Consider the following 25,465-nt stretch of genomic DNA (forward strand, 5'->3'; position numbering starts at 1 on the left):
GGTCACACCCGTTCCCATTCCGAACACGGCAGTTAAGCTCTTCAGCGCCGATGGTAGTTGGGGGTTTCCCCCTGTGAGAGTAGGACGCCGCCAAGCCATTTTGAAAAGATCAGCCATCCTTGGCTGGTCTTTTTTGTGTTTATATTTATATTCGTATAATAACGGTCTAAACACTATTGAGTTAACATAAAAGTAGAGAATGATACTGTAGAGGAAAATTGGATCTAGTATAGGGAAGTGTGTAGGATATAGACATACTATATCGAATGATACATTAAATTTACTTTTTATTGTTCGTAAGGGATATTTTTCTTATATCTGTATAATCATACCTGTGTAAAGACAAATGGACAGAATTCTTCGTTTCTAAAGGGATATATGTTAAACTTAACTTAGTTCTGAAACTGTCATTGGGGGAATAGTCGATGGATACCTCTGCTAAAGATGAAATGATTTTTTCGTTTGCTGGATGGTTGAGAGACCAAGGCAAATCAGATAATACGATCAAAACGTATACTGGTGTTCTTTCACAGTTTTGTGAGCAGACACAGAAGATATTAATGGAGATTCACTCTGAGGATATTCAAGATTATCTCGATTATTTAGAAAATTGCAAGAAAAGTCCAGGGACAATTGAAAAGCATTATATTGCTCTAAATGTCTTCTTTAAATTTTTAGAAAAGCCACAGATAATGCTTTCTGTTGAGCGTAAGGTAAAGGAGCACAAGTATGAGGTGCCAGAAACCTTAAGCATCAAAGAGCAGGAGGCACTTTTGAGGGATATAGAGGCAGAGGGGAATCTGAGGAATATTGCCATCGTCTACCTATTATTACATACTGGAATTCGTGTCTCTGAATTATGCGACTTAAATAGTAGAGATGTCATCATGGATACAGATCGAAATTATATCCTTGTCCGGAACGCGAAGGGTGAAATTGATAGGACAGTCCCACTTACAGTATCGGCTATACAACATGTTAAAAATTATCTTTATTCATTAAAAGAAAAAGCAGATCCGTTGTTTATTTCAAGTTACAATCAAAGGATCACTCCGAGATCGGTACAATATATTTTGAAAAAGTACAATGTACACCCACATAAATTACGTCATACATTTTGTCAGAGATTAGTGGATAACGGGATAGATGTACAAACCATTTCCAAGTTAGCTGGTCATAAAGATTTGAACGTCACGAAGCGTTATTTGAAAGATAAATCACTGAATCTTGAAAATGCGATAGATCAGACTTTTACCAAGCATTAATCTATATAAATTAAAAAGGAAGGGGTAACCCTTTCTTTTTTTGTTATAAAAATTGGCATTTGAGACTATGGATTGTCCAGGTTAGGTTTAGAAGCCACCACATTAATACCATCGATAAGAATTATGATGTATTGGATAACGATGTGGGTTCAAATTATCAAACTAAAGAGGGTATCCCAGTATGAGATACCCTCTTGCTTGCTTACTTAGCTGTTCTTTTCTTTTTACCAATTTTCATTATTACTTCATATACTACCGGTACGATGACAAGTGTCAGCAATGTAGAGCTCACTAGTCCGCCGATAACGGTAATTCCCAAACCTTGTGAGATCAAGCCACTGCCTTCTGCTCCTATGGCCAATGGTATTAAAGCACCGATCGTAGCAAGGGCAGTCATCAAGATTGGACGTAGACGGGTAGATCCCGCCTCGAGTAATGCTTCACGTGTCGATAAGCCGGATTCTTCATTTTTGATTACCCGGTCCACTAATACGATGGCGTTGGTTACAACGATACCGATAAGCATGAGCACACCCATCATGGCCGAAACGCTAATGGTCTCACCGGCAATGAATAAGCCTACTAAAGCTCCGATTACCGTGAATGGTAAGGAGAATAGAATGGCGATTGGCGCTAACCCGCCATGGAAAGTAACAACAAGGACAAAGTAAACGATAGCGATGGCTGCCAACATAGCGATTCCAAGTTGAGTGAATGATTCTTGGATATCTTCGGTTACTCCACCATAGTCTACAGTGACACTTGCTGGAAGGTCTAATTTTTCAACTTCCTTTTGCACCTCTGATGTTACTGCTGCAACATCATCCGATTTGATTGTTGCAGAAACGTCCGCGTAAATTTTTCCATCGCGACGGCTTATAGTATCGGATGCCTTGCCTTCCTCGATTTTAACAAGCTCTTTTAAAGGAATTTCCATTCCCATTGGAGAAGTAATTGTCGTATTCTCGAGATCTTTTTTATCTTTGAATGTCTTTTCTTCTATCTCTACATATACTTTGACTTCTTCTCCATCTTTCTTAATTGTAGTTAGAGCATCATCTTTGTTTGAATTTGCAATGGACATGCCAACTTGGGCGGCTGTTAATCCAAGTTCACTAAGTTTCTTCTGGTCTGTTACGAGTGTGTATTGCTCATATGCATCGGAAAGACTTGTATCGACATCTTTCAATTCTTTATTTTTCTTCATGATGTTTTGAATATCATCGATTACTGGTTCAATGTCTTTTTGTGTATTTCCATAGACATAAAGGGTCGTTTCGTTGCTTGATGTGGAAGTGAATTCTTGTTGCTTCCACGTTCCAGGAGAGTCAAGATTGGTTAAATGTTTAATGATCTTTTCTTTCTTTTCCCCGAAGTTTTCGGTGTCTTCATCATAAAGTACATAGAAGAGGGCTGAGTTACTAGAGCCGCCCATCATGCCACTCATCATGTTTTCACCTAGTGTGTATTGGACTGTCTTCACATCATCTTTATCCATTAGGTACTTTTCTACTCTTTCCGTTTCCTTTTCAATATCCTCTTTTAATTCGCCAGGTGCTGGGGTATAAGTGACGATAATCTGCTTCTCTTCATCCGCAGGCATGAAGCTGACACCGATGCTTGGGATGAGGAATAAGCTACCGACTAATAATACTATTGCTGTACCGAATGTGATCAACTTATGGCTTAGTGACCAATTCAGTGCTTTACGGTAGAATCCAGATAGCTTGCTTGGCTTTTCTTCATGTGATTTCAATTCTTTTTCGGAAAGGCCGTTTTTAAATAATGAGTCTGCCATGGCCGGTACAAGAGTGATGGCAATTATTAATGATGCGACTAATGCAAACACCATTGTAAAAGCGAATGGCATGAATAGTTCGCCAACAGGTCCCGTAACGCTTGCTAACGGCAGGTAAACGGCTACAGTAACGATAGTTGATGAAAGGATAGGGATGAACATTTCCTTAGTAGCGGAACGTATTAATTCGCCGCCTTTTAATTGCTCGCCTTTTAATGCCATTCTTCGATAAATATTTTCAATTACGACAATTGAGTCATCGACGACTCGGCCAATGGCAACTGTCATAGCTCCCAATGTCATAACATTTAATGAGATGTCCAATTGTTTGAGCACCAAAAGGGCTGCCAACAAAGATAATGGAATCGAAATGACGGAGATTAGGGTCGTTTTAAAGTTTCTTAGGAAAAGCATGATCACTATGACGGCAAACAGACAGCCGAAAATGGCCTTGCTAATCATGGTTTCGACAGAATCTTTAATTGGTTTGGCTTGATCTAGCGTAGTATGTGCGCTTACGCCTTTAAATTCTTCTTTGAAATTCGAGACTTCTTCTTGTACTTCGTCTACGATTGCAACTGTATCGGCATCCGGCGATCGGGTTACTTGAATCCCGATTGATTCACTACCGTTTGTTCTTGATATAGTCTCAGCCTTACCGGTGATTTTCACATCAGCAATGTCTGATAATTTGACACTTTGTAGTTGAGGAACTGTTGCACCAGGTGCTTGTTCAGGTGATACTTGATTGGTTCCCGGCGCTGTTTGAGTTGGTGTCTTTGTGTTAGAACCGCCTGTTAAAGGTATTTTTATGTTTTTTAAGTCTTTTAAAGTGGAGATGTTTCCATCAACAACAATTGTTTTTTCTTTATCATCAAAGTTATATAGACCAAGTGGCATTGTTACATTAGCAGCTTGGATGACTTTTTTTACGGTCTCTTCATCTAGCCCGTATTGAGCCATCTTTTCTTGATTGAATTCAAGGCTACCCTCATTTACCTGTTGTCCTGAAATTGTTACGGAAGTCACTCCGTCAATTCCTTCAAGTTTAGGGACTAACACCTCTTCGACATTTTTTGTTAGGGCAGGTAAATCCGAATCTTTATCTGTTATACTGAGTGCTACAACAGGAAAAGCGTTTAACTCTAGTTTAGATACGCTGGGGCTATCAACCCCCTCAGGTAGTTCTAATTTCTCTAATGCTTCTTTCACTTCTTTTACAGCATCGTCCATATCCGTATCATAGTCATATTGTAATTGGATTGAAGAAACATTAGCCATAGAAGAAGAACTAACTAATTCAACTCCTGATAAGTTTGTGACTTTTTGTTCAATTTGATCTGTAAGTTTATTGGCTACTTCTTCAGGTGCAGCACCAGGGTATACCGTGGAAATGCTTATTAAAGGAGTAGAGATGTTTGGAATGGTCTCTTGCTTCATGTTTAAACCGGAATATAGACCTGCTGCAACGATGATAATTGTCAGCAACCAGATTGCCAGTTTGTTTTTCAAAGAAAATTTAATGATTGAATTCAAACTTTTACCCTCCATACTTTATATTGTGACTAGTCGGTCATAAACTCAAATATATAGTATATAGATTATGAATGCAATAAATAATATTCAGTTGGTGTAACGTTGTGATTTCAAGGGTTTTGAGATACAATGTGAAAGAAATGACTCACTGGTCATATAGGGGACAATATTTAAGAGATAGGATGAATTTGATGAATGAAAAGCATAAAATAATTATAGATAAGTCCGTAGAGATTTTCGCAGAGAAAGGTTATCATGCTACTTCCGTTCAGGAAATTACTGAAAAGTGTGGGATAGCCAAGGGATCCTTTTATAATTATTTTAAATCGAAGGAAGAGTTGCTTGTTTCAATTTTCAAATATTATTATGGTGCATTAACGGACTCGTTGCTTGATATAGAGTTAGATGATTCTTTATCCAGTAAAGAGAAATTTTTGATGCAAATCATTGTACAAATAGAGCATGTGACAGGAAATACCAACTTAATTCGAATGATGATGCAGGAACAAATGGTTCATATCAGTAAAGAGCTAGATAGTTTTTTACACTATATCCATGAAGAGGGCTTAGTTTGGTTCAAACGTAAAATAGTAGAATTGTATCCAGAAATACCGACAAACTTCTTGCCAGATTGTACTATTATGTTAGACGCACTTTTCAAAGGTTATATCGGAATTTTATTCAGAAACAGACATTCATTTGAAGTGGAGAGGCTGCCTATCTTCATTTTAAATCGGATGGATTCCATTATAAAAGGTCTACATAAAACGGACGATCCTTTATTGAAAGAATTCCCTTTACTTGAATGTTCCATACAAAAAGTGAGCCCTAAAGAGGAAATTAATTCAATCATTCGCCAGGTATTGGAAGTAGGAAAACATAAAGAAAAGGGGTTAGAGACAAGTAAAAATGTTGAAGCGTTAAAAGCAATTCAAGAGGAATTCTCTAAAGTTAGACCAAATGGCATAATATTAGAAGGACTTTTATTGTTTTTAGAAAAAAACGAAAAACGAAATACCATGTGTTCTAAGCTTATCATTTTAATGAAAGATTATTTGACAAAAAATTAAAGATTTTTCTGAAGAGGCATACTGCCTCTTCTTTTATTTAAACCTTTTTCTAAATACCTCCTATATAAATTTCTTCTCATGATTATGATTGAATTTCAAAATTGATTATTAGGAAAGAGTAGGAAGAAGGTACCTTTTTATATGAGGTTGAGGTCAGAAAAGGAAAAAGGGAATGTTAATTTATAATAAAAATTATGGAAATGATAAGTTTGAAAGAAGTCTAGAAGCTTAATTAAATAGCAAGTTTCGTCGATTGATGTAGGGAAAACTATGATGGTTTTGGTCCAGAAGAGTTTTATAGGCGCGAGTTTAATGCATTTCCCCATGGTCAGTCCAGACGCTGGGTTTTTTGGCGTGCCATCGTCGCAAATTCAAGCTTTCCTAATCTGAAAATCCTAACTCAGTCAGGGGTGAAGAATGTGAAGGCGGGGCATCTGAATATTGAAACAAAAGTGCCGTTTGAGGTAGATAAGTATGGAGGGAATATAGTAAATCGTCAATGCGAATCAACGTCTTTAAGTATCATCATTTCTATATTAACTTCAAATTAGGGAGACAAAGTATTATTTAATATTAATGTGTTTTTTTTGTTTTATTCATTCCTTATTTCTGCAATTGTTTCCAAAATAAGATAAAATATAGAGTGATATTTCATTTATTGCAGGAGGAACACATATGGTGTACCAGGTCAGATTGTTAAAGGGCATTTTAGAGCCTCATAGGAGTCGTTATCAGCTGCAAAATGCAGAAGCAGTCACACGACTTGGATGGAAATTACTATTATTATATTTTCTTAGTTTCATAGTTTTTGCTGTGGAAGGATATTTTGGCGTTGGATCGGAATCGTTTTCCAAAGAAATTACGAAGATGGATGCTAGTGAATTTGAAATGGGAAAGTTGTTGATAATGGGCGGCAATATAATAGCAGGTCTATTTTACCCTACCATATACTTATTTTTATCATCTCTATTCTTTTGGATTGTTATAGATATCCCATACATAAAATTAGTAATCGTTCAAATGATTATTTTTGGTTTGCAATTATTAGAAAAGGTGTTTCTAATCCCTATTTTAGTATTAATGGATATCGGAAACGATGCAAATCCTTTTTCATTGGGAGTTATCAGTCAGTACTTTCTCAGAAGTGATTACTTTATTCACTTTTTCAGTGAAATCACCATTTTTCAATTTCTGATTATTGCTCTGCAATATTTCTATTTAAAGGAATTTTCAGAACGGAATAATTATTTGGTGCTTTTAATGATTGTTCTATTCTATCTGGCCACGTGGTTTGTTAAAGCCTTTTTAGCGTACATCCAAGTGGGCGTATTTGTATAAGGTGGGTGAAAACAATGAAAAAATGGAAAATTGCAGCCGTATCAGTGGCATCTGCTGCATTAATAACCGTTAATTTTTACCTGATCGAGAAAAAAGAAAGCAAAGTGGAACGAACTGTTTTTGCTGAAAACTGGACAAAGGTAAAAAAAGATACAATTACGGATACTTTTCAAACAAAAGGGGTAATTAAACCTGTAGAAGAGTATGATATCTATTTCGATACCAAGAAAAATGATTTTCAGAAATTCCTTGTAAAAGAGGGAGATGAGGTAACGGCTGGATCTTCGTTGTTTGAATATACTACACCCGAACTGGATGCTCTCAAAGGAAATCTAGAAGCGGAAAAAACTGCCGCTGAGGGTGAAATTGTGGGGATTAATGATTACATTGATAAGTTGAAAGCTTATCAAGGAAGTTTGACAAGTAATTCTAATAAAGCAGTAATCGATAATTCGATAGAAAAGAGCTTAAATATTGATATAACAACTACCTCTTCAGACTTGATTGAAAGTAATATTGAGCAAGAAATGTACAAGCTGGAACTTGAAATAAACCGCTTGGAAGAAAAGGTTGTTAAGCTGGATGCTCAATTAAGTTCAATTGAGGAGCAAAAAGGCGCGGTTGAGACGGCGAGTGAGGCAGATGGTGTTGTGAAAAATATCAATAAAAACTTGAATAATCCCATTATATCCATTGTTTCAACAAATGTGGCAATTGAAGGGTATTTCTCCGAAGGGGAGATGAAAAAAGCTGAAGTGGGCATGACTATAAAGGCAAGTTCCCCTGATTTAAAAAAGGCGTTGAACGGAACAATAGGTCGTATACATTCTTATCCAGCAGAGGAGCCATCACTAAAAAAAGATAACAGATTTCCATTTCAGGCAATGATTGAACCAGGAGATGAAGTAACTAAACCTTTGTTGGTAGGGTCAAAAGTCAATCTTACTGTAATAACCAATGAGAAAGCGGGTGTACCCTCTATCCCTGTAGAGTCAGTGCATCATAAAAAACAGCCGCATGTCTACAAATTGACTAAAAAAGGCTATGTGGATAAACACTATATTACAAAAGGGCTTAAAGCAGAAGGAAAGCAAGAACTCATAAAGGGACCGGCGGTAGGTGATGTCATCCTAATAGAACCGAATAGGATTGTGAAAAATCATTCTTATTTTGTTACTCCAATTCAGTTTGAGAAGGTGAAATCTGCTAGTTATAAAAAATTCACCACTCGGGAAAAAGTAAGGTATATATTACTGGGAATGTTAGAAAAATAATCCATTTTTCATTATTCAAGAGAGGGGATATATCAATCAGTTTTATTGTTATTTATATATCCATATAACAAAATTAAGCAAAATAGAGAATGTGTTATTATAGGTAAAATGGTCACTAATACAGAATATTCAGACATTTGTCAAGTTTTTTTCTTAAAGGGACAAGAAAAAATATTTACAGAATAACATTTTTAGTATAATATTTTATTATTAAGTATTCGCTTAATCTTTTACAAGAACGGGGGACCCATTTTTGCGGATTTTTTTCGCTAGGGGTGAATTCAGAAATGAAAGGGCTTTTGTGTTTCCAATTCCTAACCCGACAGCTAACCTCGTCAGCGTCTTTAAGGGAACATGTGTGAATATTCACGCCTATAGGAAATCGACACATGAAGTGTCTTTTTTTTCGGCGTAAAGATAGAGTTTTTCAATAAAAGAAAAATTACTTTCTTTCTATTAGTATCTTGTTTCCCTTACCGAGACAAAATGTTTTTGCATCAAAGACTTTATGGAAGGTGAGGAAAGTAAATGAAGAAATTTAAATTAAGTTTAGCTAGCCAAATTTTTATTGGTTTAATTCTAGGGATTATTGTTGGTGCCATTTTTTATGGTAGTGAAACAGCCCAAAACTTTTTACAACCATTCGGAGACATTTTCCTACGAATGATTAAAATGATTGTTGTACCAATCATTGTGTCAAGTCTTATCGTTGCAGTTGCAGGTGTAGGTGATTTAAAATCAGTAGGTAAACTTGGAGCTAAATCAATATCATACTTTGTGGTGGTAACTATGATAGCGATTGCAGTTGGTCTAGTTTCCGCGAATATTATCCAGCCTGGTGTTGGTGTAAATATGGACAAGCTAGAACAAACTGATATTTCTACCTATGTTGATACAGCAGAAACTAAGCAACATGAATCTTTTGTAGATACAATCGTTCACATTGTGCCATCTAATCCGRTWAAAGCGATGGTAGAAGGCGATATGCTAGCGATTATTTTCTTCTCTGTATTGTTTGGAATTAGTATTGCGGCTATCGGTGAAAAAGGTAAACCAGTATTCCGTTTCTTCCAAGGTACAGCTGAAGGGATGTTCTACTTAACTAATATGGTCATGAAATTTGCTCCTATCGGGGTATTTGCACTAATCGGGGTGACCATTTCCAAATTCGGTTTGGAATCTTTAATTCCATTAGGCAAGTTAGCGCTTACTGTATACGGAACAATGATTTTCTTTGTAATTGTCGTTCTGGGTCTTATTGCAAAATTTGTAGGGTTCAATATCTTTACGTTGATTAAGCTTCTAAAAGAGGAATTAATTCTTGCGTTCTCGACAGCAAGTTCAGAAGCGGTACTTCCGAAACTCATGGAAAAAATGGAGAAAGCGGGATGTCCGAAACATATTGCTACGTTTGTTATTCCGACAGGATACTCTTTTAACCTTGATGGTTCTACATTATATCAAGCGTTAGCAGCTATCTTCATCGCTCAAATGTATGGAATTGATTTAAGCGCTTATGAGCAAATTACGCTAATGTTAGTGTTAATGATCACATCTAAGGGGATTGCAGGTGTACCTGGTGTATCTTTCGTAGTTCTTTTAGCGACATTAGGAACAGTTGGAATTCCTATTGAAGGTTTAGCATTTATTGCTGGTATTGACCGTATTCTTGATATGGGCCGTACAGTAGTAAACGTTATTGGTAATTCACTTGCAGCAATCGTTATCTCAAAATGGGAAGGTCAATTCAACCCTCCTGCCAATAATGAAAAACTAGAACAAGTTTCTTAATATAAAAAACCAGAGTGATATGTCACTCTGGTTTTTTTTGTGAATTTTAAAAAACTAATTCTTATTTAACAATCCAGAAGCGGCAATCTGATGAGAAAGTGATGGCATCATCGCTTTCATGGAATAATTCACTTCGGTAAAAACTTTCTAGGACAGTAAAACCTGCTTCATTGAGACAGTCAAAGACCTCCCGTTGATTAGGTATATGAAGAAAGGTATCTTTTTGTAGGGTCTTTCCAGAGGTGAAAATATCACCAAACTCATATAGCCGGTCATCCTGTTTACCTTCACACCAAATCATTTCTTCCTGCTCCCAAAAATTCAGGTATTTTTCATTTTTGTCACGGTCATGGGTGGTAAAAATGAAAATGCCATCAGGTACTAAAACGCGGTTAATTTCTTTTAAAGCTAGAATGCGGTTTTTTCGTTGAGGGATTTGCATTAAACCATTAAAGGTGAAGATTGCTTTATCGAATGATGAGTTATTGAAAGGAAGGTCTGTGGCGTCGCCAAGGATAAAAGGTATATCTAGGTTTTCTTCGCGTGATATTTTCCGGGCTTCTTGTAGCATGGCAGGAGTTAAGTCGAATCCGGTTATTTTATGGAAACCTTGTTTATATAAGGAAAAGGTGGTTCTTCCTGTACCACAACCGATATCAAGGATTTTGTCATCTTGGGAAAAATACTTCTCGAATGCATACTTTTCAGATTGCCACAGGCCTATCTTTTTCGTTGCATCGGCATAAAGGGGAGCGGCTTCATGAAAAGAATTAATGATAAAACCTTTTTCAATTTTATCCATCGTCATTCCTCCAAACCTTTATTTTTACTATAATATGGATATTTATTTTTGTCGAGCTTGGATCTATCTTATTTAAATTAAAGGCTGAACTTTTTACATGGTAAGAAATAAAGGCATATATCTTTCACTATGATGTCATAAAATGCAGGTGTGGATTTACATTCTTAATTATATAACCTTCGTGAAATCCAAAAAGTTTGATAAAATAACACTAATGATTGAAAGGATCGGAGGGGATAAGGTTATGAAAAATGAAAGTAATGATATTTTATATATGCATATGCAGGCTTCCGAACGGTTTGTCCTTTTTAACGGTCTTACTTTTCAAGAGTTTGCCTTCTCACTGCCATATACCTTGAATTCCATCTTATTGTTGAAACATCAATTCGATGGTGGGGAATATAATTTGAATGTTCTGCTTGAAAGCGTATCATCTGAAGATATTTCTAAACTCCTTAAAGAGAATGTTCGAGGGTATGGGGATTTCTGTTGGATCGATTTTGAAGAGGCAGACGGATTAGATGAATTAGAGGGGAGGGAAATATCGGAACTTTTATATTTAGGGCATACGAAAAATCATTTGGAGCCTCCTTTTTTTCGTAAACTGAATAATCAGTTCGTGTATCTTGCTCAGGATGACGGCTGGTTTAATAAAATTTATTTTCGTTCTCTTTCGACATATTATAATATGTTAGGGAGTCTAATTCCATTGAAGCTGGAGCCATTAAAAGTTGAAAGAAATTGGTTGAGGATCAGAAAGAAAAAAGAATTAACGGCTATTCCTGTAGATATCATTACTGCCTTGGCCCCTATTCTGGCAGAGGGTCTCATTTTTTCATTCAGGCATGTTAAGTACTCAAGGACTAAGATTGAGGTTCCGGCATGGGTTGTGGGGGATTATTTAAACATGGATGAGATGTATGACGACTTTTCTGATGGAAAAATAAAAGAACCTGATGTCTTTATCACCTTTCATCGAAAGGAAAAAGTATGGGAGAGTGTTATAAAAAGCAACTCATTCTCATAATACCTCGAAAGTTAACTGGGGTTACATAGAAGGAATTTTTTGCACCCTTGATATATAAGAGGTTTTTAGGTGTAAAACTTACTATCCCATGCATAAAGTAATTAATGGTCTATTCTATCATTGGAAAACCACCAATGATAGAAGTTTCACTTTTCCCCGCATCAACAGGCTGTAAAGATAATAATAAAGAGAAAAATCGGGTCAACAGCCTGTAAATGCCCGATTGGTTCCGACGCACAGGATGTGCTAGCGCAGGAGTTGCCACAGGACGTAGCGAATTTAGCCTGCGATCTCACTAAGGTAATCATTGGAAAACCACCAATGATAGAAGTTTCACTTTTCCCCGCATCAACAGGCTGTAAAGGTAATAAAAAGGGGGAATTTCGGGTCAACAGCCTGTAAATGCCCGATTTGGTTCCGACGCACAGGATGTGCTAGCGCAGGAGTTGCCACAGGACGTGGCGAATTTAGCCTGCGATCTCACTAAGGTAATCATTGGAAAACCACCAATGATAGCAGTTTCACTTTTCCCCGCATCAACAGGCTGTAAAGGTAATAAAAAAGGGGAAATTTCGGGTCAACAGCCTGTAAATGCTCGATTGGTTCCGACGCACAGGATGTGCTAGCGCAGGAGTTGCCACAGGACGTGGCGAATTTAGCCTGTGATCTCTCTAAGGTAATCATTGGAAAACCACCAATGATAGAAGTTTCACTTTATCCGTTTTAGTGTAAAATGATACAATGAACAAGGTTAATAGAATATTGGAGGGTAATAACTCATGAAAACTAAACTTGGTTTGCTTTATGGTGGGAAATCTGCGGAGCATGATGTTTCTATGCAGACGGCTTTAGCGGTCATTAAAGCTCTCGATTTAGCAAAGTTTGATATATATCCGATTTACATAACAAAAGATGGTTCTTGGATAAATGGACCGAAGTTAACAGGACCTGCTGAGAGTGTGGAGGCTCTAACTTTTACAACTGAAAGATCGATCTCTCCTCTTGCTCTACAAGCTCATTCAACGGATGAAAATAGTGGGTCTACGGGATATGATGTCATTTTCCCACTACTTCACGGACCGAATGGGGAAGATGGAACCGTACAAGGGATGCTTGAGCTATTGAATCTTCCTTATGTAGGGAATGGAGTTCTAGCTTCATCTGCTGGAATGGATAAGGTAATCATGAAAAATATTTTTGCTCAGGCTGGTCTTCCGCAAGTGAAATACACTTGGTTTATCCGCTCTGAGTGGGAGAAAAATACTGAAAGCTCCATTAATAAGGTGGCAGAAGAGTTAGGGTACCCATGCTTCGTTAAACCGGCTAATTTAGGTTCAAGTGTCGGTATCAGCAAATGTAATGATGCAGACGAATTAGAAAAAGCAGTTGCAGAAGCATTTCAATTTGACCGGAAGATAATCATCGAAGAAGGAGTCATTGCTCGTGAAGTTGAGTTTGGTATTCTTGGTAATGATGACCCTTCTTGTTCAGTAGMAGGAGAAATTATTCCTAAGAAAGACTTTGCCTTCTATGATTATTCAGCAAAATATGTTGACGGTAATTCAGCGATGGTCATTCCAGCGGAGATAAAGGAAAGTGAATATACAGCTTTATCTGAAATGGCTATAACGGCCTTTAAGTCATTAGACTGTTCTGGACTGGTTCGAGCTGATTTCTTTTTAACGAAAGAAGGAAAAATCTATATTAATGAAGTTAATACAATGCCAGGATTTACTCCATTCAGTATGTTCCCGTTATTGTGGAAGCACACAGGCATTGACTATCCAGCGTTAATTGAAACACTTGTGAAGCTTGCCTTGGAACGTCATGAAGAAAAACAGAAAATCAAATATACAGTCTAAACATCAGAGAATTTATTAGTAATTATAATAATCCATCAAAGGTGATTTATGTAATGGGTTCAATTCAGCAGGAGTCGGGGTATCATACCGGTTTCTGCTTAGTTTGTTTAATGGAAAAAGAGAGAGCAGTTAACGGTTCGATGAATGTAGGAGGAACGAAATGATTAAGAGAACGTTAAAACAAGTATATGAAATGGTAGGTGGATTGAATGATATTATTCCATTTCAGTCCAAAGGAATTCATGGAGTAATTATTGATTCAAGAACAGTTAAGGAAGGATGTTTGTTCATTCCGTTAAAGGGTGAGCAGGTTGATGGCCATCAATATGTCAAGCAGGCATTAGCGCAAGGAGCGGCGGCTTCTTTGTGGCAACGTGATATTCCGAATCCTCCCCAAGATTTACCGATTATCATTGTCGAAGATACCGAAATAGCACTCCAACAATTAGCGCGCTCTTATCGTCAGCAATTGAATATTAAAGTCATTGGAATAACGGGAAGCAATGGTAAAACAACTACAAAAGATATGACGGCTGCCCTGCTAGCTACCACCTATAAAGTTCATAAAACCAATGGTAACTTCAATAATCATCTTGGTCTGCCGCTGACGGTGCTTTCTATGGATGAGGATACGGAAGTGGCTGTTTTGGAAATGGGGATGAGTAGCCGTGGTGAAATCGAGTTTTTATCCAAAATGGCAAGACCTGATGTAGCCGTTATTACCAACATCGGTGAATCACACTTATTGGATTTAGGTTCACGTGAAGAGATTGCCAATGCAAAGCTAGAAATTGTTGAAGGATTGGCAGAAGACGGAACACTGATTTACCATGGTGATGAACCTTTGCTGCGTAACCGGATTAAAACCGAATTTCCTGAATTAAGGGTAGTATCTTTTGGACGTACTGAACAAAATGATTTATTTCCAAAGACGATTACGCAAGGGACAGACAACACCTCGTTTACAATCACAAATGATAAACAGGAAATTAACTATGAGATTCCAGTTCTAGGGCATCATAATGTTCTTAATGCATTGGCAGCTATACTGGCTGCGAAGGAATTGCAAGTAGATGTTTCATCGATTCAAAAAGGTCTGTCAACTATCCGGTTAACTAATATGAGAATGGAAATGGTTGAGGGTGCGAAGGGACAGAAAATCATCAATGATGCGTATAATGCCAGTCCAACTTCTGTTAAAGCTGCGGTCGAGTTGATTGAAGGCTTATCTGGTTTTGAAAATAAAATCCTAGTACTGGGAGATATGTTGGAGCTAGGGGGACAGGAAAAAGACTTTCACTTGAAAATCGGTGAACTAATTTCTGGTGATCGTATTGATAGAATCTTTACGTATGGTCCGCTAGCTAACTTCATTGCCAAAGGAGCGAGCAAAACCTTTTCAGCTGAGAAGGTTCGATCTTTTCAAGATAAGCAGCAGCTAATTGAAGAGCTTAAGAAGTCTACCCAGGCCAATGATATAATTCTTGTTAAAGCATCGAGAGGTATGAAGTTAGAGGAAGTTGTTCAAGCATTACAAAAGTAAAATCTAGAGTAAAAAAAGCCGATTTTTTTTGAAATCGGCTTTTTTCTATCACATTCAAAAAAGCGTACCAGCAATAATACAGATGTCATCATTTATTTCTGAATGCTTCATCCTTGAAACCAGTAACTTCTGCAGAAGGTCATGCGTATCAAGATGGACGTTATCAATAAACTCCCTCTCAATATTTTCAAACCGGTTAACGGCAGGGCGATTGAATGACTTAGAAAGTCCATCTGTATAGGTGATGAAACGGCTCCCAGCATCATATTGAAATACCACTTTTTTAATAGGCATATCAGGAATAAGGCCTATAGGTATCGACCCTTCACTTAAATTGTGGATTTCATTGGTGCATGGGGAATACATAAAGGCTGGAGGGTGTCCACAGTTCACATATTCGATGAGTCGTGTCCTTGTATTCACGTAACCAATGAAGGCTGTAAAGTAAGAGTTATTGACACTTACCTTCTGCATATCTTGAAATAGCTGCCCCATATGTTTATTCAGTTCCTTTGTAATGAAAATAGGGTCTTTTACACGTTTAATAAGGTCTGGCATTAAAGTGCGAATGGACATGCTTATAAGTGCGGTGTGAATGCCTTTTCCGCAAACATCGATGATTATGAATCCGTACTTTCCATCGTCAACTTCCATCCAGTAAAATAAATCTCCGGACAGCTCGCTAGAAGGTTGGAAAAGCCCATGGATCTCTATATCATTCTTCTGGATCGACAGTGGTAAACCTAATTGTTGGAAGTTCCTTGCAATATGCAGACTCTTTTTTGATTTCTTGTTAATTTTTTCGAGTTCCTGTTCATTCATTTTTGCTGAGTACAACTGCATGCTGATGTTTTGGAGGGATTTGAATTTTATCTTAATTTCCACTGAATTGGCTGGAACTGCTATGATTTCATAAAGGGTCTTTTTCGGTAACACCTGAGGATCTTCCATTCTTTTGGATCGTTTGTAAATAAATAAAATTGGAATCTCAAGGGATTCTGCTAAGGCAAACATGGAAGTTTGCTGCCAACAATCTTTTGAAATGTGTAAAGGTAATATAAATAATGATTGCAATAAGTCCGTTGAGGCATGGAATAGATGCCTTTGATTAAGTGGATCTTCTAAAAAAATGACTTTTTTACTAAATGTCTCTAACATAAGACTAAAGTCCTTGCACAAAGGAATATCTAATGTGTATATGTTCATGTAACCCCCCTAGTATCTTTTTAATAGGTCAATCATACTGCATTTCGACAAGTTTAATATCTATTTTAAGTGAAAATTAATTATTTTTTTCGAATTATCCGACTTCCGCTTATTTATAAACACGTTAAACTATAAAAAATTACGGGTATAAAGTCTTGTTGCGAGAAAAGGAAGAATGGAATAATGATGAGTGGGTTTCTAATTAAATGGGTATTTTATATTCAAGGAAGAATTTACTGAAAAAAGAGAAAGAATTCAGCGGTTCTCTGACTCGTGCGCCTTTATTTTTTGCCCTTTTACTTATGTTAAGCAGTATTGAAAAAGAATGTTGAAACTATATTACCCAATACATTATATGGAGATATAACGTTTATTTTGAGAATTCAACATACTGTGAGGTGTTATAGGCAAGATTCCAAGTTCCAAAAAAATATAAAATACCATTAATTTGATTTATCTAGTGTAAGTTTGGTCAATTGTAAAGGAAGCAGTTTTCTAGCCTAAATGTAGATACGTCTAAGTTCCCCTAATTTGAGGAGAGTTTTAGACAAATCTAAAGGAGAAATGTGACAGGATTTTTTTGAAACCAAACATTAAACAGTTTCAATGTTGTATGAATACAATATATTAGTTAATAAACGTATCTCGGCCGCACATTTTTCTATGGGGATTTTCATTTTAGCTTTTCTTGAATACTCGAAACTTTTGAGTAACCATGGATGCAGTGATATCCTTTATTGCAATAACAGTTTGAAAATGGTAATATAAAGTATGAGTTTAAATGTCTTATCATTGATGATTAATTAAATTAAATCAGGTTGAGGCAACAAAATTGTTTGTTCTTACATGTTTCATGAGGTTCATTTTTGAGATTATTTTAGATTAAATAGGCCGCGCGTCTGGTCATATATAAAAGCTGCATTTCTTGGCGGCTTTAGTAGCTAATAGGGAATCAAGCCGCGTTTAGCGCTTTTCCACTTCTGCAAATCCTCAACGCACCGGGCCTGTTTTGTATAAGAATCTTGGCGCTCGTCAAGTTTTATTCATACAGTCTTTTAAGTCTGTGGAATAATAGGTGCAGCAGCCCTCACCTGAATAAAACGGTGAAACAGCCGTTTATGCTACTTTTAATTTTCCATATTGAATTTAATTTTGGTTACATGTACTTTTAAAAAGATGGGCGTATGTTAAAAATAAGTCTACACGTGCGCGATGCTAAGAATGCCAGTGAAATGTTCGTGCTGGTATATTTCCTTTTTAAAAAATCATATTGAGTTCATTTGAACTAAAAGGCAGACATACTTTTAGGTGATAATGATAAACTTTTTCATAAGAGATAAAGTAGAACATCCGTCATGATGATGAGGATTTGAACTAAACATCTGTGCATGATCTATGAATGCACGTGTAAATTTACGATATAAAAAGGAGTACGAAAACATTGACATTGTTTAGCGAATTAGGATTAGATAGAACGTCTATGAAATCAATAGAAAAAATGGGATTTGAAGAAGCAAGCCCGATTCAAGCCCAAACGATTCCACTAGCACTTGAAGGTAAAGACATTATTGGTCAAGCGCAAACAGGAACAGGTAAAACAGCAGCATTCGGTATTCCATTGATGGAAAATATCGATATTGCCAATGAAAATGTGCAAGGAATTGTTATTGCACCTACACGTGAGCTTGCGATTCAAGTTTCTGAAGAACTTTTCAAACTTGGTTATGGAAAACGCGCTCGTGTATTAGCGGTTTACGGTGGACAAGATATCGACCGTCAAATCCGTGCTTTAAAGAAAAAACCACATATTATCGTTGGTACACCAGGTCGTCTTTTGGACCATATCAAACGTAAAAATATTAAATTAGGCGGAGTTCACACTGTAGTTCTTGATGAAGCAGATGAAATGCTTAACATGGGATTCATTGAGGATATCGAATTAATCCTTTCAACGGTTCCGGACGAAAGACAAACATTGCTCTTCTCAGCTACTATGCCTGACCCAATCCGTAAAATTGCTGAAAGATTCATGCAAGAACCAGTTCTTGTGCGTGTAAAAGCTAAAGAAATGACTGTAGATCGTATCGAACAGTATTACTTGGAGCTAAAAGAAAGTGAAAAATTCGATACACTAGCGCGTCTTTTTGATATTCAAACACCGGATCTTGCTATTGTCTTCGGACGTACAAAACGCCGTGTAGATGAATTGGCTTCTGCATTGAATATCCGTGGCTATATGGCTGAAGGTATTCATGGTGACCTTAGCCAAGCGAAACGTCTGTCAGTATTGAAAAAATTTAAAGAAGGTAGTATTGATGTACTTGTAGCGACAGATGTGGCTGCACGTGGACTTGATATTTCCGGCGTAACTCATGTATACAACTTTGATATCCCTCAAGATCCAGAAAGCTACGTTCACCGTATTGGACGTACAGGACGTGCGGGCAAACATGGTATTGCGATTACGTTTGTAACACCAAGAGAAAGAGGCCAACTGCATGCGGTTGAACATACAACGAAAAAACGTATGGAGAAACTTAAAACTCCTACATTAACTGAAGCGTTGGAAGGCCAACAAAAAGCAGTAACAGAAAAAATTCTTTCAGCAATTGAGAATGATGATTTATCATTATACCTTGGTCAAGCTGAAGAGTTATTACAAAAACACGGCGCAGCAGATTTAGTTGCAGCTATGCTTAAATCAATGACTAAAGAACCGGATCAAACGCCAATCAAGTTAACGGAAGAGTCTCCATCTCCAATGCGTCGTAACCGCGGTGGAAGCAGTTCTTCTAATAACAGACAACGTAATGGACGTAGTTCTTCTGGCAGAAAAGATTACGGTAGCGGGTCAAGTAAACGTCCTAGCACAAACCGCAAATCAAATGGTTACGGTAATCGTAGCACGAGCCAAAAAAGAGAAAAATCGAATAAAATTTAATTGAATTCAAAATGCCGCTCATTAGAGCGGCATTTTTTTTGTCCAATCCCCCTAATTCCTTAGGATTCCTAAGTTGAATTCAGTATTGAATAGGCTGGTTATTAACATTGTTTGGAAAGTGTTTAAATCCCATCATCCAAATATAGTATAATGGATGAAAGCGAAGGATGGATGACGTAGATTCATTCAAATATAGCCTGTGCAGAAGAGGAGAACCTTATGGAGCCTCAAAATCGTATTTCGAATAAGGCGTTGACTGTTTGGAAAATCAGTGGACTCGTAGGCTGTTCAATAACATGGATTTTGAGCATCGCTATTTTAGTGTTAACCATCATTTTTGATTGGACTTATTGGGTTTTTGGGGCAATGATTATTATCTCAATAATCCAATCCTACCTGACCATTTTTCTGATTCCTTCGGTAAGATGGAAGAGATGGCGTTACGAAGTGAGAAATACAGAGATTGACATCCAAAGTGGTATTTTTGTCATTAAAAGAACGCTCATACCGATGAATAGGGTTCAGCATGTTGAAACGAAGCAAGGACCTTTATTAAGAAAATATGAATTAGCGTCTGTTGAAATTTCTACGGCAGCGACAATGCATGTCATACCTGCTCTGGATCTTACAGAGGCAGATGAATTACGGCACTATATTTCTAAAATGGCCAGTGTGGAGGAAGAAGATGTCTGATCCTAAACGGCTTCACCCCATAGCTGTATTGCTCAACATTATTAAATCGATAAAAGAGTTAGTTTTTCCTTTTCTACTAGTGGTCGTTCTTCCAGGGAAGAATGATGGAATACCAGGTTGGATTCAACCTCTGGTCATTGGCATTATAGTACTTTTACTAATTGTTAACGCATTTATACAATGGTTACGATTTACATATCGCATCGAGGACGGCGAATTTAGAATTGAGTCCGGAGTAATCGTAAGGAAGAAACGGTATATTAAGTTCGATCGGATACATAGTATAGATATTTCAGAGGGCATTATCCAGCGGATATTCCGTCTGGTGAAGGTGAATATTGAAACTGCAGGCGGTACTCAGGCGGATGCTGTTTTATCAGCCATAAGGAAAAGTGAAGCCGTACAACTTAACGCTTTAATAATAGAGGAAAAGAACAAAAAAACAAATAACTCTCTTGAAGGGGATTTTTCTGAAGCGGGAATAAAAGGGAATGGAGAAGTAGAAAAAGCCACTTCCGTTTTTAAGCAGACATTGCCACAGCTATTCATTATGGCAGCTACTTCGGGAGCGATCGGTGTATTCTTATCTGGCGGAATCGCTTTTATTTCACAGTTTGATGAGATAATCCCGTTTGAGCGAATATTTAAGGATTATGAAGAGTTTATTGGAATGGGCACTATTATTCTTACTGTGCTAGCTATTTTGGGTTTATTGGTCGTTTATGTGCTAGCTACCTTAAGTATGGTTATTCGGTATGCTTCTTTTACCGTGGTAAAAACGGATGAGGAAATTGTTATTTCTAGGGGGCTGCTTGAGAAAAGGAGGCTGACTATCCCCATTCATAAAGTACAAGGTATTCGAATCATGGAAAATCTGGTTCGAAAGCCATTGGGATTGGCGACAGTTTACCTGGAGTATGCAGGTGGCAGTGTGGAAGATAAAGAAAGTTTGTCCATCATGCTGTTCCCTTTGATCAAAAGGAAACATTTACATGGCAAAATCCAAGAAATTTTACCGGTTTATCAAACAGCCATGGAAATGACACCTCTACCTAAGCGTGCTTATTCCCGATACGTATTTCGTAAAGGGATCTACATCATCCCAATTATCGGTGCCATGGTATGGTTTTTCAGACCATGGGGGTTTCTCTCACTGTTGCTTATTCCGTTTGCATTGGTTTGGGCTTATCTCCAATATAGAGATGCTGGGTGGAGTATTGAGGGGGATTTATTGCTTTTATGCAGTCGTTTTCTTTCTAAAGAGACATTGATTATGCAGAGAAACAGGATTCAATCAATCACATATAAAAAGAGTTGGTTTCAAAAACGTAAAGAACTAGCAACTATTTCAGCTTCGATTAAATCAGGAGTTGGCTCTCAAGTCGGTATGGTAGTGGATGTAGAAGAAAAAGATTGTCAAACAATTAAATCTTGGTTTTTACCAAAAAAAGCAGTCGACTCCCAATGATAAAATAGGAAGAGTCGGCTGTTTGTCCTACCATTTTTTTCTCAAATATAAAGGAGCTGTTAAAACGCCAGTTACTAGACCTGCTAAGTGTCCGACAACGTTTATTTGCGGTTGAATAAATGTCATAATAATTGCAATGCCAGTTAGGGTATAAATCGTATTTTTTTCGTTGTTCGAAAAATTACTTTTATTAAACATCACAAGGTAGAGGAAGAAACCGAGTAAGCCAAAAATTGCACCGCTTGAGCCAATGTGGCTATAAGTTAGTGGCTTAACTAAGAAGGTTGCAATGTTCGCAAGGATACCGGTCGCTATAAAAAGGATCGTGAATTTAAAGGAGCCGAGAAATTTCTCAAGTGATGGACCAAAGATGGCAAGTGAGAATCCATTAAAAAGTAAATGTGAAAAGGTGCTATGTAGAAAAATTGGTGTAATCAAGCGCCACCATTGTCCATCAGCAATGTATAAGTTCACACCTGTACCATAATAAAAAAGTACATTGCCGGGAAATATGGGGAAAAGGATGAGAACAAAAACAAACATCATAATAAGAATGAGCACAGTCACGGCCCGGTAGGAAGTAGTGTATTCACGAAAGCTTTCTGTTCTTGTAAACATAAATTCCTCCTTATCATAAAGTTTTAATTACATATAATATTATCATTTTTTGGTAAAAGGGTCCTCCTAATACCTATGCAAGATATTAATTAATAGAAGAGGTGTCAAAGTGATTAAAGGAATAGGCGTGGACATTACCGAGTTGGACAGAATGGAAACATTGATCAAGCGGCAACCCCGTTTTAAGAACCGCATATTAACTGACAGAGAAATTTTGATATTCGAAAAATTAAATGGAAGAAGAAGGATTGAGTATTTTGCTGGTCGTTTTGCTGCAAAGGAGGCTTTTTCAAAAGCGTACGGTACTGGAATTGGTAAACACTTGTCTTTTCTGGATATAGAAGTCATCACGGATGAAAACGGTAAACCGTTGATTTCAAAGCCTTTTTCGGAGGGGGTTCACCTCTCAATCAGCCATAGCCGTGACTATGCAGTAGCTCAAGTTGTAATTGAAAGGATGAACTGAGTTTGTCTTATCGGGTCATAATCCTTAAGGTTGTCTCATATACATTTAGTGCTATAGGGAGACAAGGCCCGGTAAAAGGTACATGGCAGAGTAGGTGCTCTCGAAAAGATTTTAGCAGGATCAAAAGGGTCCATGCTAAAATGCTGAGGAATGTAAGACATCAGTCGAGCCAATGTCCGGATCCTGCCTTTTCCTCTCCCTTTTACGTTCAAATGACAAAAAGGGGTTGAAAAGATGAAGAAGATGTTAATGCTTTTTGCAGGGATCATGCTCTTGCTTGCTCTTTCTGCTTGCGGCCAAAAATCACAAGGTGATGTAGTGAGTGAACTGAATGACAAGCTTGGAGAAATGAAGGGATATAAAGCCAATGCGAAAATGACACTGAAGATGGGGACGGAGCCTCAAGTGTATAATGTGGAAATCTGGCATAAAGATCCTTCTTTTTATCGCGTAAACCTAAAAAATGAAGAGAAGGATCAAAGTCAGATGATCTTGAAAAATGATGATGGTGTGTATGTATTGACACCTGCTTTGAATAAAAGCTTTAAATTTCAAAGCGAGTGGCCGGAGAACAGCAGCCAGGCCTATTTGTTTGAGTCGTTAGTGAAAGACATTACGGAAGATAAGAGTGCGACTTATAAAGAAACAGATAAACACTATGTTTTTGAAACAAAAACACGCTATCAAAACAATAAAATGCTACCTTTTCAAGAGATTACTATAAATAAAAAAGACCTATCTCCAGTGAGTGTTAAAGTCATGGACCCTGATAAGACTGCGTTAGTCCTTGTGGAATTTTCAAAAGTGAAATTTAATACGAATTTCGATAAAGATGCGTTTGATATGAAAAAGAACATGACAAGTGCACAACTTGAAGCCCCTGTCATGGCAGAAGTCCAAGATGAAGGGTTTGCAGTTAAATATCCTGAAGCTATTAATGGGATGAATTTAACAGAAGAAAAAGAAATTGCAAATGAAAAGGGAGAACGTATCATTTTGACATATGAGGGCACAAAAAGTTTTACATTGGTTCAGGAAAAAGCTGAGGTAGTACAGACGTCAGTTTCAACTAATGTGAATGGAGAACCGGTTGATTTAGGATATACAGTTGGGGCTATGACGGGAAATACGATTGCATGGACTTTTGAAGGCGTAGATTACATGCTTGCATCAAAGGACTTAACCCAGGCAGAGATGATAGAAGTAGCCCGTTCAGTTGGGGGGGACCCTGTTAAATAGTAGTGCATAACGAGCTGATGTTTCCCGTCGCCTTTTAAGGGTTCTCCTATGAAGGATAGGCGGGAAAGCGGCTTGTTATACTGTTTAATTATTTTCGGTTGGAGCGGTTTATATTTATGGAAAATTAGCGTCATGGTAAAAAAGCACTTTAACTTTCTATCCGTTGGTTATAGAATGGTCTATAATAAAAGGCAAACTTCGATACTGAGAAGAAATCTTATTGCGAGTGTAAGAAAGAAGGAACTTGGTTTGGAAACGAAAATATTTCACCGAGATACATGGGCAGAAGTAAATTTAGATAACATTTATGAAAATATCACTTCTATGAGAAAAAGGCTGCCATCCGGCATTAGTCTTTTCGCTGTTGTAAAAGCAAATGCGTATGGACACGGAGATTTAGAGGTGGCTCAAACTGCGCTTGAAGCAGGGGCTGACTTTTTAAGTGTTGCATTTTTAGATGAGGCTCTGGCTTTACGGAAAAAGGGGATTTCAGCGCCGATTCTAGTACTTGGGGCCTCAAGGCCTGAAAGTGCAGGACTTGCTGCTGAACAGGGTATTTCGTTGACGGTTTTTGATGTAGCCTGGTTGGAAAGAGCGAGGGATAATCTTAAACCAGGTCAAATTCTACAAGTTCATGTGAAAGTGGATAGTGGTATGGGGAGAATTGGGATTCGTGATAAAGACCAGCTCACGAAGGTGGAGAGCTTACTTAATCAAGAAGCGTGTTTCAACTTTCAAGGGATATTCACTCATTTTGCTACAGCAGATGAACTAAAGACCGACTATTATGAAAAACAACTTGAGGTATTTAAAGGAATGCTTTCAACCTTAATTAGACGACCTGAATATATTCATGCCGCTAATAGCGCAGCATCTTTAAGGTTTACTGATCCTGAATGGAATGCAGTAAGAATGGGGATTTCCATGTATGGTCTAAGTCCCTCAATGGAAATGCTTCCGATTTTACCGTTCCCGTTAAAACAAGCCATATCGTTGAAAACGAAGATGGTCGCAGTAAAGCAACTAGTTAAGGGTGAAAGTGTTAGCTACGGAGCGACTTATACTGCTCATGGAAATGAATGGATTGCCACATTGCCAATAGGGTATGCCGATGGCTGGATACGAAAGCTTCAAGGACAGGAAGTTATTGTAGAGGGGCAAAGAGTGCCAATAGTCGGAAGGGTTTGCATGGATCAATGCATGATTAAACTACCCGAGTCTTTCCCTGTAGGAACAGAGGTTACGCTTATTGGAGATAATGGAAATGAAGCGGTTTCTGTTGATGAGATAGCAGCGAAGCTAGAAACAATTAATTATGAAGTAACTTGTATGATAGGTGCGAGGGTCCCCCGCATATATATAAAAGACAATCTTTTAGATCATGTACGCAACTTTATCTTAGAATAATTGGATTGTAAAAAAATCCTAAGATTGTGAATAAGATTTCCTTCATTATGCTGATAATAGGATTGAGAATAGAATATACTCTTTGCAGATAGGCATTTTAATGGTAATATTGAAAAGGATA

At 37.5% G+C, this 25,465-nt stretch carries 19 protein-coding genes, 1 rRNA gene and 1 riboswitch; of the genes, 16 read left to right on the forward strand and 4 right to left on the reverse strand.

The features are described 5' to 3' along the window. Positions 1–96: ribosomal RNA gene (gene rrf / locus AC1DUW_RS06890) — 5S ribosomal RNA — on the forward strand; the annotation flags it as partial. A 329-nt stretch (positions 97–425) separates the two neighbouring features. Beyond that, the gene (locus AC1DUW_RS06895; protein WP_053348298.1) at positions 426–1,265 is read left to right on the forward strand and encodes a tyrosine-type recombinase/integrase; all 840 of its coding nucleotides are present in this window, start codon (positions 426–428) and stop codon (positions 1,263–1,265) included. A 202-nt stretch (positions 1,266–1,467) separates the two neighbouring features. On the opposite strand, the gene AC1DUW_RS06900 is transcribed toward AC1DUW_RS06895, so the two are convergent. Further along, positions 1,468–4,599 (reverse strand): efflux RND transporter permease subunit, encoded by a 3,132-nt coding sequence (locus AC1DUW_RS06900; RefSeq protein WP_477642251.1) that lies wholly within the window; start codon positions 4,597–4,599, stop codon positions 1,468–1,470. A gap of 191 nt (positions 4,600–4,790) precedes the next feature. On the opposite strand from AC1DUW_RS06900, the gene AC1DUW_RS06905 reads away from it, so the two are divergent. The 5 genes from AC1DUW_RS06905 to AC1DUW_RS06925 all read left to right on the forward strand — a co-directional run bounded on the left by AC1DUW_RS06905 (position 4,791) and on the right by AC1DUW_RS06925 (position 10,072). Next, positions 4,791–5,669, forward strand: coding sequence for a TetR/AcrR family transcriptional regulator (locus AC1DUW_RS06905; RefSeq protein ID WP_053348296.1), 879 nt, complete (start codon positions 4,791–4,793; stop codon positions 5,667–5,669). Positions 5,670–6,088: 419 nt separating this feature from the next. Continuing rightward, positions 6,089–6,220, forward strand: coding sequence for a hypothetical protein (locus tag AC1DUW_RS06910; RefSeq protein WP_477642252.1), 132 nt, complete (start codon positions 6,089–6,091; stop codon positions 6,218–6,220). Between the two features lie 124 nt (positions 6,221–6,344). Further along, positions 6,345–7,007: a hypothetical protein gene (locus tag AC1DUW_RS06915; RefSeq protein ID WP_053348295.1), complete on the forward strand. Its 663-nt coding sequence runs from the start codon at positions 6,345–6,347 to the stop codon at positions 7,005–7,007. A gap of 14 nt (positions 7,008–7,021) precedes the next feature. Next, complete coding sequence (locus AC1DUW_RS06920; protein WP_477642253.1) at positions 7,022–8,281, forward strand: efflux RND transporter periplasmic adaptor subunit; 1,260 nt, start codon at positions 7,022–7,024, stop codon at positions 8,279–8,281. Positions 8,282–8,490: 209 nt separating this feature from the next. Next, a riboswitch (cyclic di-AMP (ydaO/yuaA leader) is annotated at positions 8,491–8,637 on the forward strand. A gap of 172 nt (positions 8,638–8,809) precedes the next feature. Then, complete coding sequence (locus AC1DUW_RS06925) at positions 8,810–10,072, forward strand: cation:dicarboxylate symporter family transporter (protein ID WP_477642254.1); 1,263 nt, start codon at positions 8,810–8,812, stop codon at positions 10,070–10,072. A gap of 61 nt (positions 10,073–10,133) precedes the next feature. Here AC1DUW_RS06925 and AC1DUW_RS06930 read toward each other — a convergent pair whose 3' ends face one another. Continuing rightward, positions 10,134–10,874 (reverse strand): class I SAM-dependent methyltransferase, encoded by a 741-nt coding sequence (locus tag AC1DUW_RS06930; protein ID WP_477642255.1) that lies wholly within the window; start codon positions 10,872–10,874, stop codon positions 10,134–10,136. Between the two features lie 244 nt (positions 10,875–11,118). On the opposite strand from AC1DUW_RS06930, the gene AC1DUW_RS06935 reads away from it, so the two are divergent. The 3 genes from AC1DUW_RS06935 (at position 11,119) to AC1DUW_RS06945 (ending at position 15,306) form a co-directional block, all read left to right on the forward strand. Beyond that, positions 11,119–11,901 (forward strand): hypothetical protein, encoded by a 783-nt coding sequence (locus tag AC1DUW_RS06935; RefSeq protein WP_053348291.1) that lies wholly within the window; start codon positions 11,119–11,121, stop codon positions 11,899–11,901. A gap of 779 nt (positions 11,902–12,680) precedes the next feature. Beyond that, positions 12,681–13,763, forward strand: coding sequence for a D-alanine--D-alanine ligase (locus tag AC1DUW_RS06940; protein WP_477642256.1), 1,083 nt, complete (start codon positions 12,681–12,683; stop codon positions 13,761–13,763). A gap of 160 nt (positions 13,764–13,923) precedes the next feature. Further along, positions 13,924–15,306 (forward strand): UDP-N-acetylmuramoyl-tripeptide--D-alanyl-D-alanine ligase, encoded by a 1,383-nt coding sequence (locus tag AC1DUW_RS06945; protein ID WP_053348289.1) that lies wholly within the window; start codon positions 13,924–13,926, stop codon positions 15,304–15,306. Positions 15,307–15,360: 54 nt separating this feature from the next. Here AC1DUW_RS06945 and AC1DUW_RS06950 read toward each other — a convergent pair whose 3' ends face one another. Further along, complete coding sequence (locus AC1DUW_RS06950; protein WP_053348288.1) at positions 15,361–16,512, reverse strand: PP2C family protein-serine/threonine phosphatase; 1,152 nt, start codon at positions 16,510–16,512, stop codon at positions 15,361–15,363. 1,441 nt (positions 16,513–17,953) lie between these two features. On the opposite strand from AC1DUW_RS06950, the gene cshA reads away from it, so the two are divergent. The 3 genes from cshA to AC1DUW_RS06965 all read left to right on the forward strand — a co-directional run bounded on the left by cshA (position 17,954) and on the right by AC1DUW_RS06965 (position 21,614). Beyond that, positions 17,954–19,453: a degradosome RNA helicase CshA gene (gene cshA, locus AC1DUW_RS06955; RefSeq protein WP_053348287.1), complete on the forward strand. Its 1,500-nt coding sequence runs from the start codon at positions 17,954–17,956 to the stop codon at positions 19,451–19,453. Positions 19,454–19,672: 219 nt separating this feature from the next. Then, complete coding sequence (locus tag AC1DUW_RS06960; RefSeq protein WP_053348286.1) at positions 19,673–20,146, forward strand: PH domain-containing protein; 474 nt, start codon at positions 19,673–19,675, stop codon at positions 20,144–20,146. Then, on the forward strand, positions 20,139–21,614 hold the full coding sequence (locus tag AC1DUW_RS06965; protein ID WP_053348285.1) for a PH domain-containing protein: 1,476 nt from the start codon (positions 20,139–20,141) through the stop codon (positions 21,612–21,614). The genes AC1DUW_RS06960 and AC1DUW_RS06965 overlap by 8 nt, the downstream gene beginning before the upstream one ends. 27 nt (positions 21,615–21,641) lie before the next feature. Here the strand turns inward: AC1DUW_RS06965 and AC1DUW_RS06970 are convergent, their stop codons facing one another. Beyond that, on the reverse strand, positions 21,642–22,232 hold the full coding sequence (locus AC1DUW_RS06970) for a rhomboid family intramembrane serine protease (protein WP_053348284.1): 591 nt from the start codon (positions 22,230–22,232) through the stop codon (positions 21,642–21,644). Between the two features lie 109 nt (positions 22,233–22,341). Here AC1DUW_RS06970 and acpS point away from each other — a divergent pair, with 109 nt between their 5' ends. From acpS to alr, 3 genes are all read left to right on the forward strand, one after another. Next, positions 22,342–22,698, forward strand: a complete 357-nt coding sequence (acpS, locus tag AC1DUW_RS06975) for a holo-ACP synthase (protein ID WP_053348283.1) — start codon at positions 22,342–22,344, stop codon at positions 22,696–22,698. A 234-nt stretch (positions 22,699–22,932) separates the two neighbouring features. Next, positions 22,933–23,937 (forward strand): LolA family protein, encoded by a 1,005-nt coding sequence (locus tag AC1DUW_RS06980; protein WP_053348282.1) that lies wholly within the window; start codon positions 22,933–22,935, stop codon positions 23,935–23,937. Between the two features lie 48 nt (positions 23,938–23,985). Continuing rightward, positions 23,986–25,344, forward strand: coding sequence for an alanine racemase (alr, locus tag AC1DUW_RS06985; RefSeq protein WP_236695029.1), 1,359 nt, complete (start codon positions 23,986–23,988; stop codon positions 25,342–25,344). Positions 25,345–25,465: the final 121 nt, after the last annotated feature.

This window comes from Peribacillus sp. P4_C12 (genome assembly GCF_056402095.1).

Coding starts and splice junctions, on each gene's coding strand:
- AC1DUW_RS06895 (WP_053348298.1), top strand. CDS start 426: ATGGATACCTCTGCTAAAGATGAAATGATTTTTTCGTTTGCTGGATGG.
- AC1DUW_RS06905 (WP_053348296.1), top strand. CDS start 4,791: ATGAATGAAAAGCATAAAATAATTATAGATAAGTCCGTAGAGATTTTC.
- AC1DUW_RS06915 (WP_053348295.1), top strand. CDS start 6,345: ATGGTGTACCAGGTCAGATTGTTAAAGGGCATTTTAGAGCCTCATAGG.
- AC1DUW_RS06920 (WP_477642253.1), top strand. CDS start 7,022: ATGAAAAAATGGAAAATTGCAGCCGTATCAGTGGCATCTGCTGCATTA.
- AC1DUW_RS06930 (WP_477642255.1), bottom strand. CDS start 10,874: ATGGATAAAATTGAAAAAGGTTTTATCATTAATTCTTTTCATGAAGCC.
- AC1DUW_RS06935 (WP_053348291.1), top strand. CDS start 11,119: ATGAAAAATGAAAGTAATGATATTTTATATATGCATATGCAGGCTTCC.
- AC1DUW_RS06945 (WP_053348289.1), top strand. CDS start 13,924: ATGATTAAGAGAACGTTAAAACAAGTATATGAAATGGTAGGTGGATTG.
- AC1DUW_RS06950 (WP_053348288.1), bottom strand. CDS start 16,512: ATGAACATATACACATTAGATATTCCTTTGTGCAAGGACTTTAGTCTT.
- AC1DUW_RS06960 (WP_053348286.1), top strand. CDS start 19,673: ATGGAGCCTCAAAATCGTATTTCGAATAAGGCGTTGACTGTTTGGAAA.
- AC1DUW_RS06965 (WP_053348285.1), top strand. CDS start 20,139: ATGTCTGATCCTAAACGGCTTCACCCCATAGCTGTATTGCTCAACATT.
- AC1DUW_RS06970 (WP_053348284.1), bottom strand. CDS start 22,232: ATGTTTACAAGAACAGAAAGCTTTCGTGAATACACTACTTCCTACCGG.
- AC1DUW_RS06980 (WP_053348282.1), top strand. CDS start 22,933: ATGAAGAAGATGTTAATGCTTTTTGCAGGGATCATGCTCTTGCTTGCT.
- alr (WP_236695029.1), top strand. CDS start 23,986: ATGAAGGATAGGCGGGAAAGCGGCTTGTTATACTGTTTAATTATTTTC.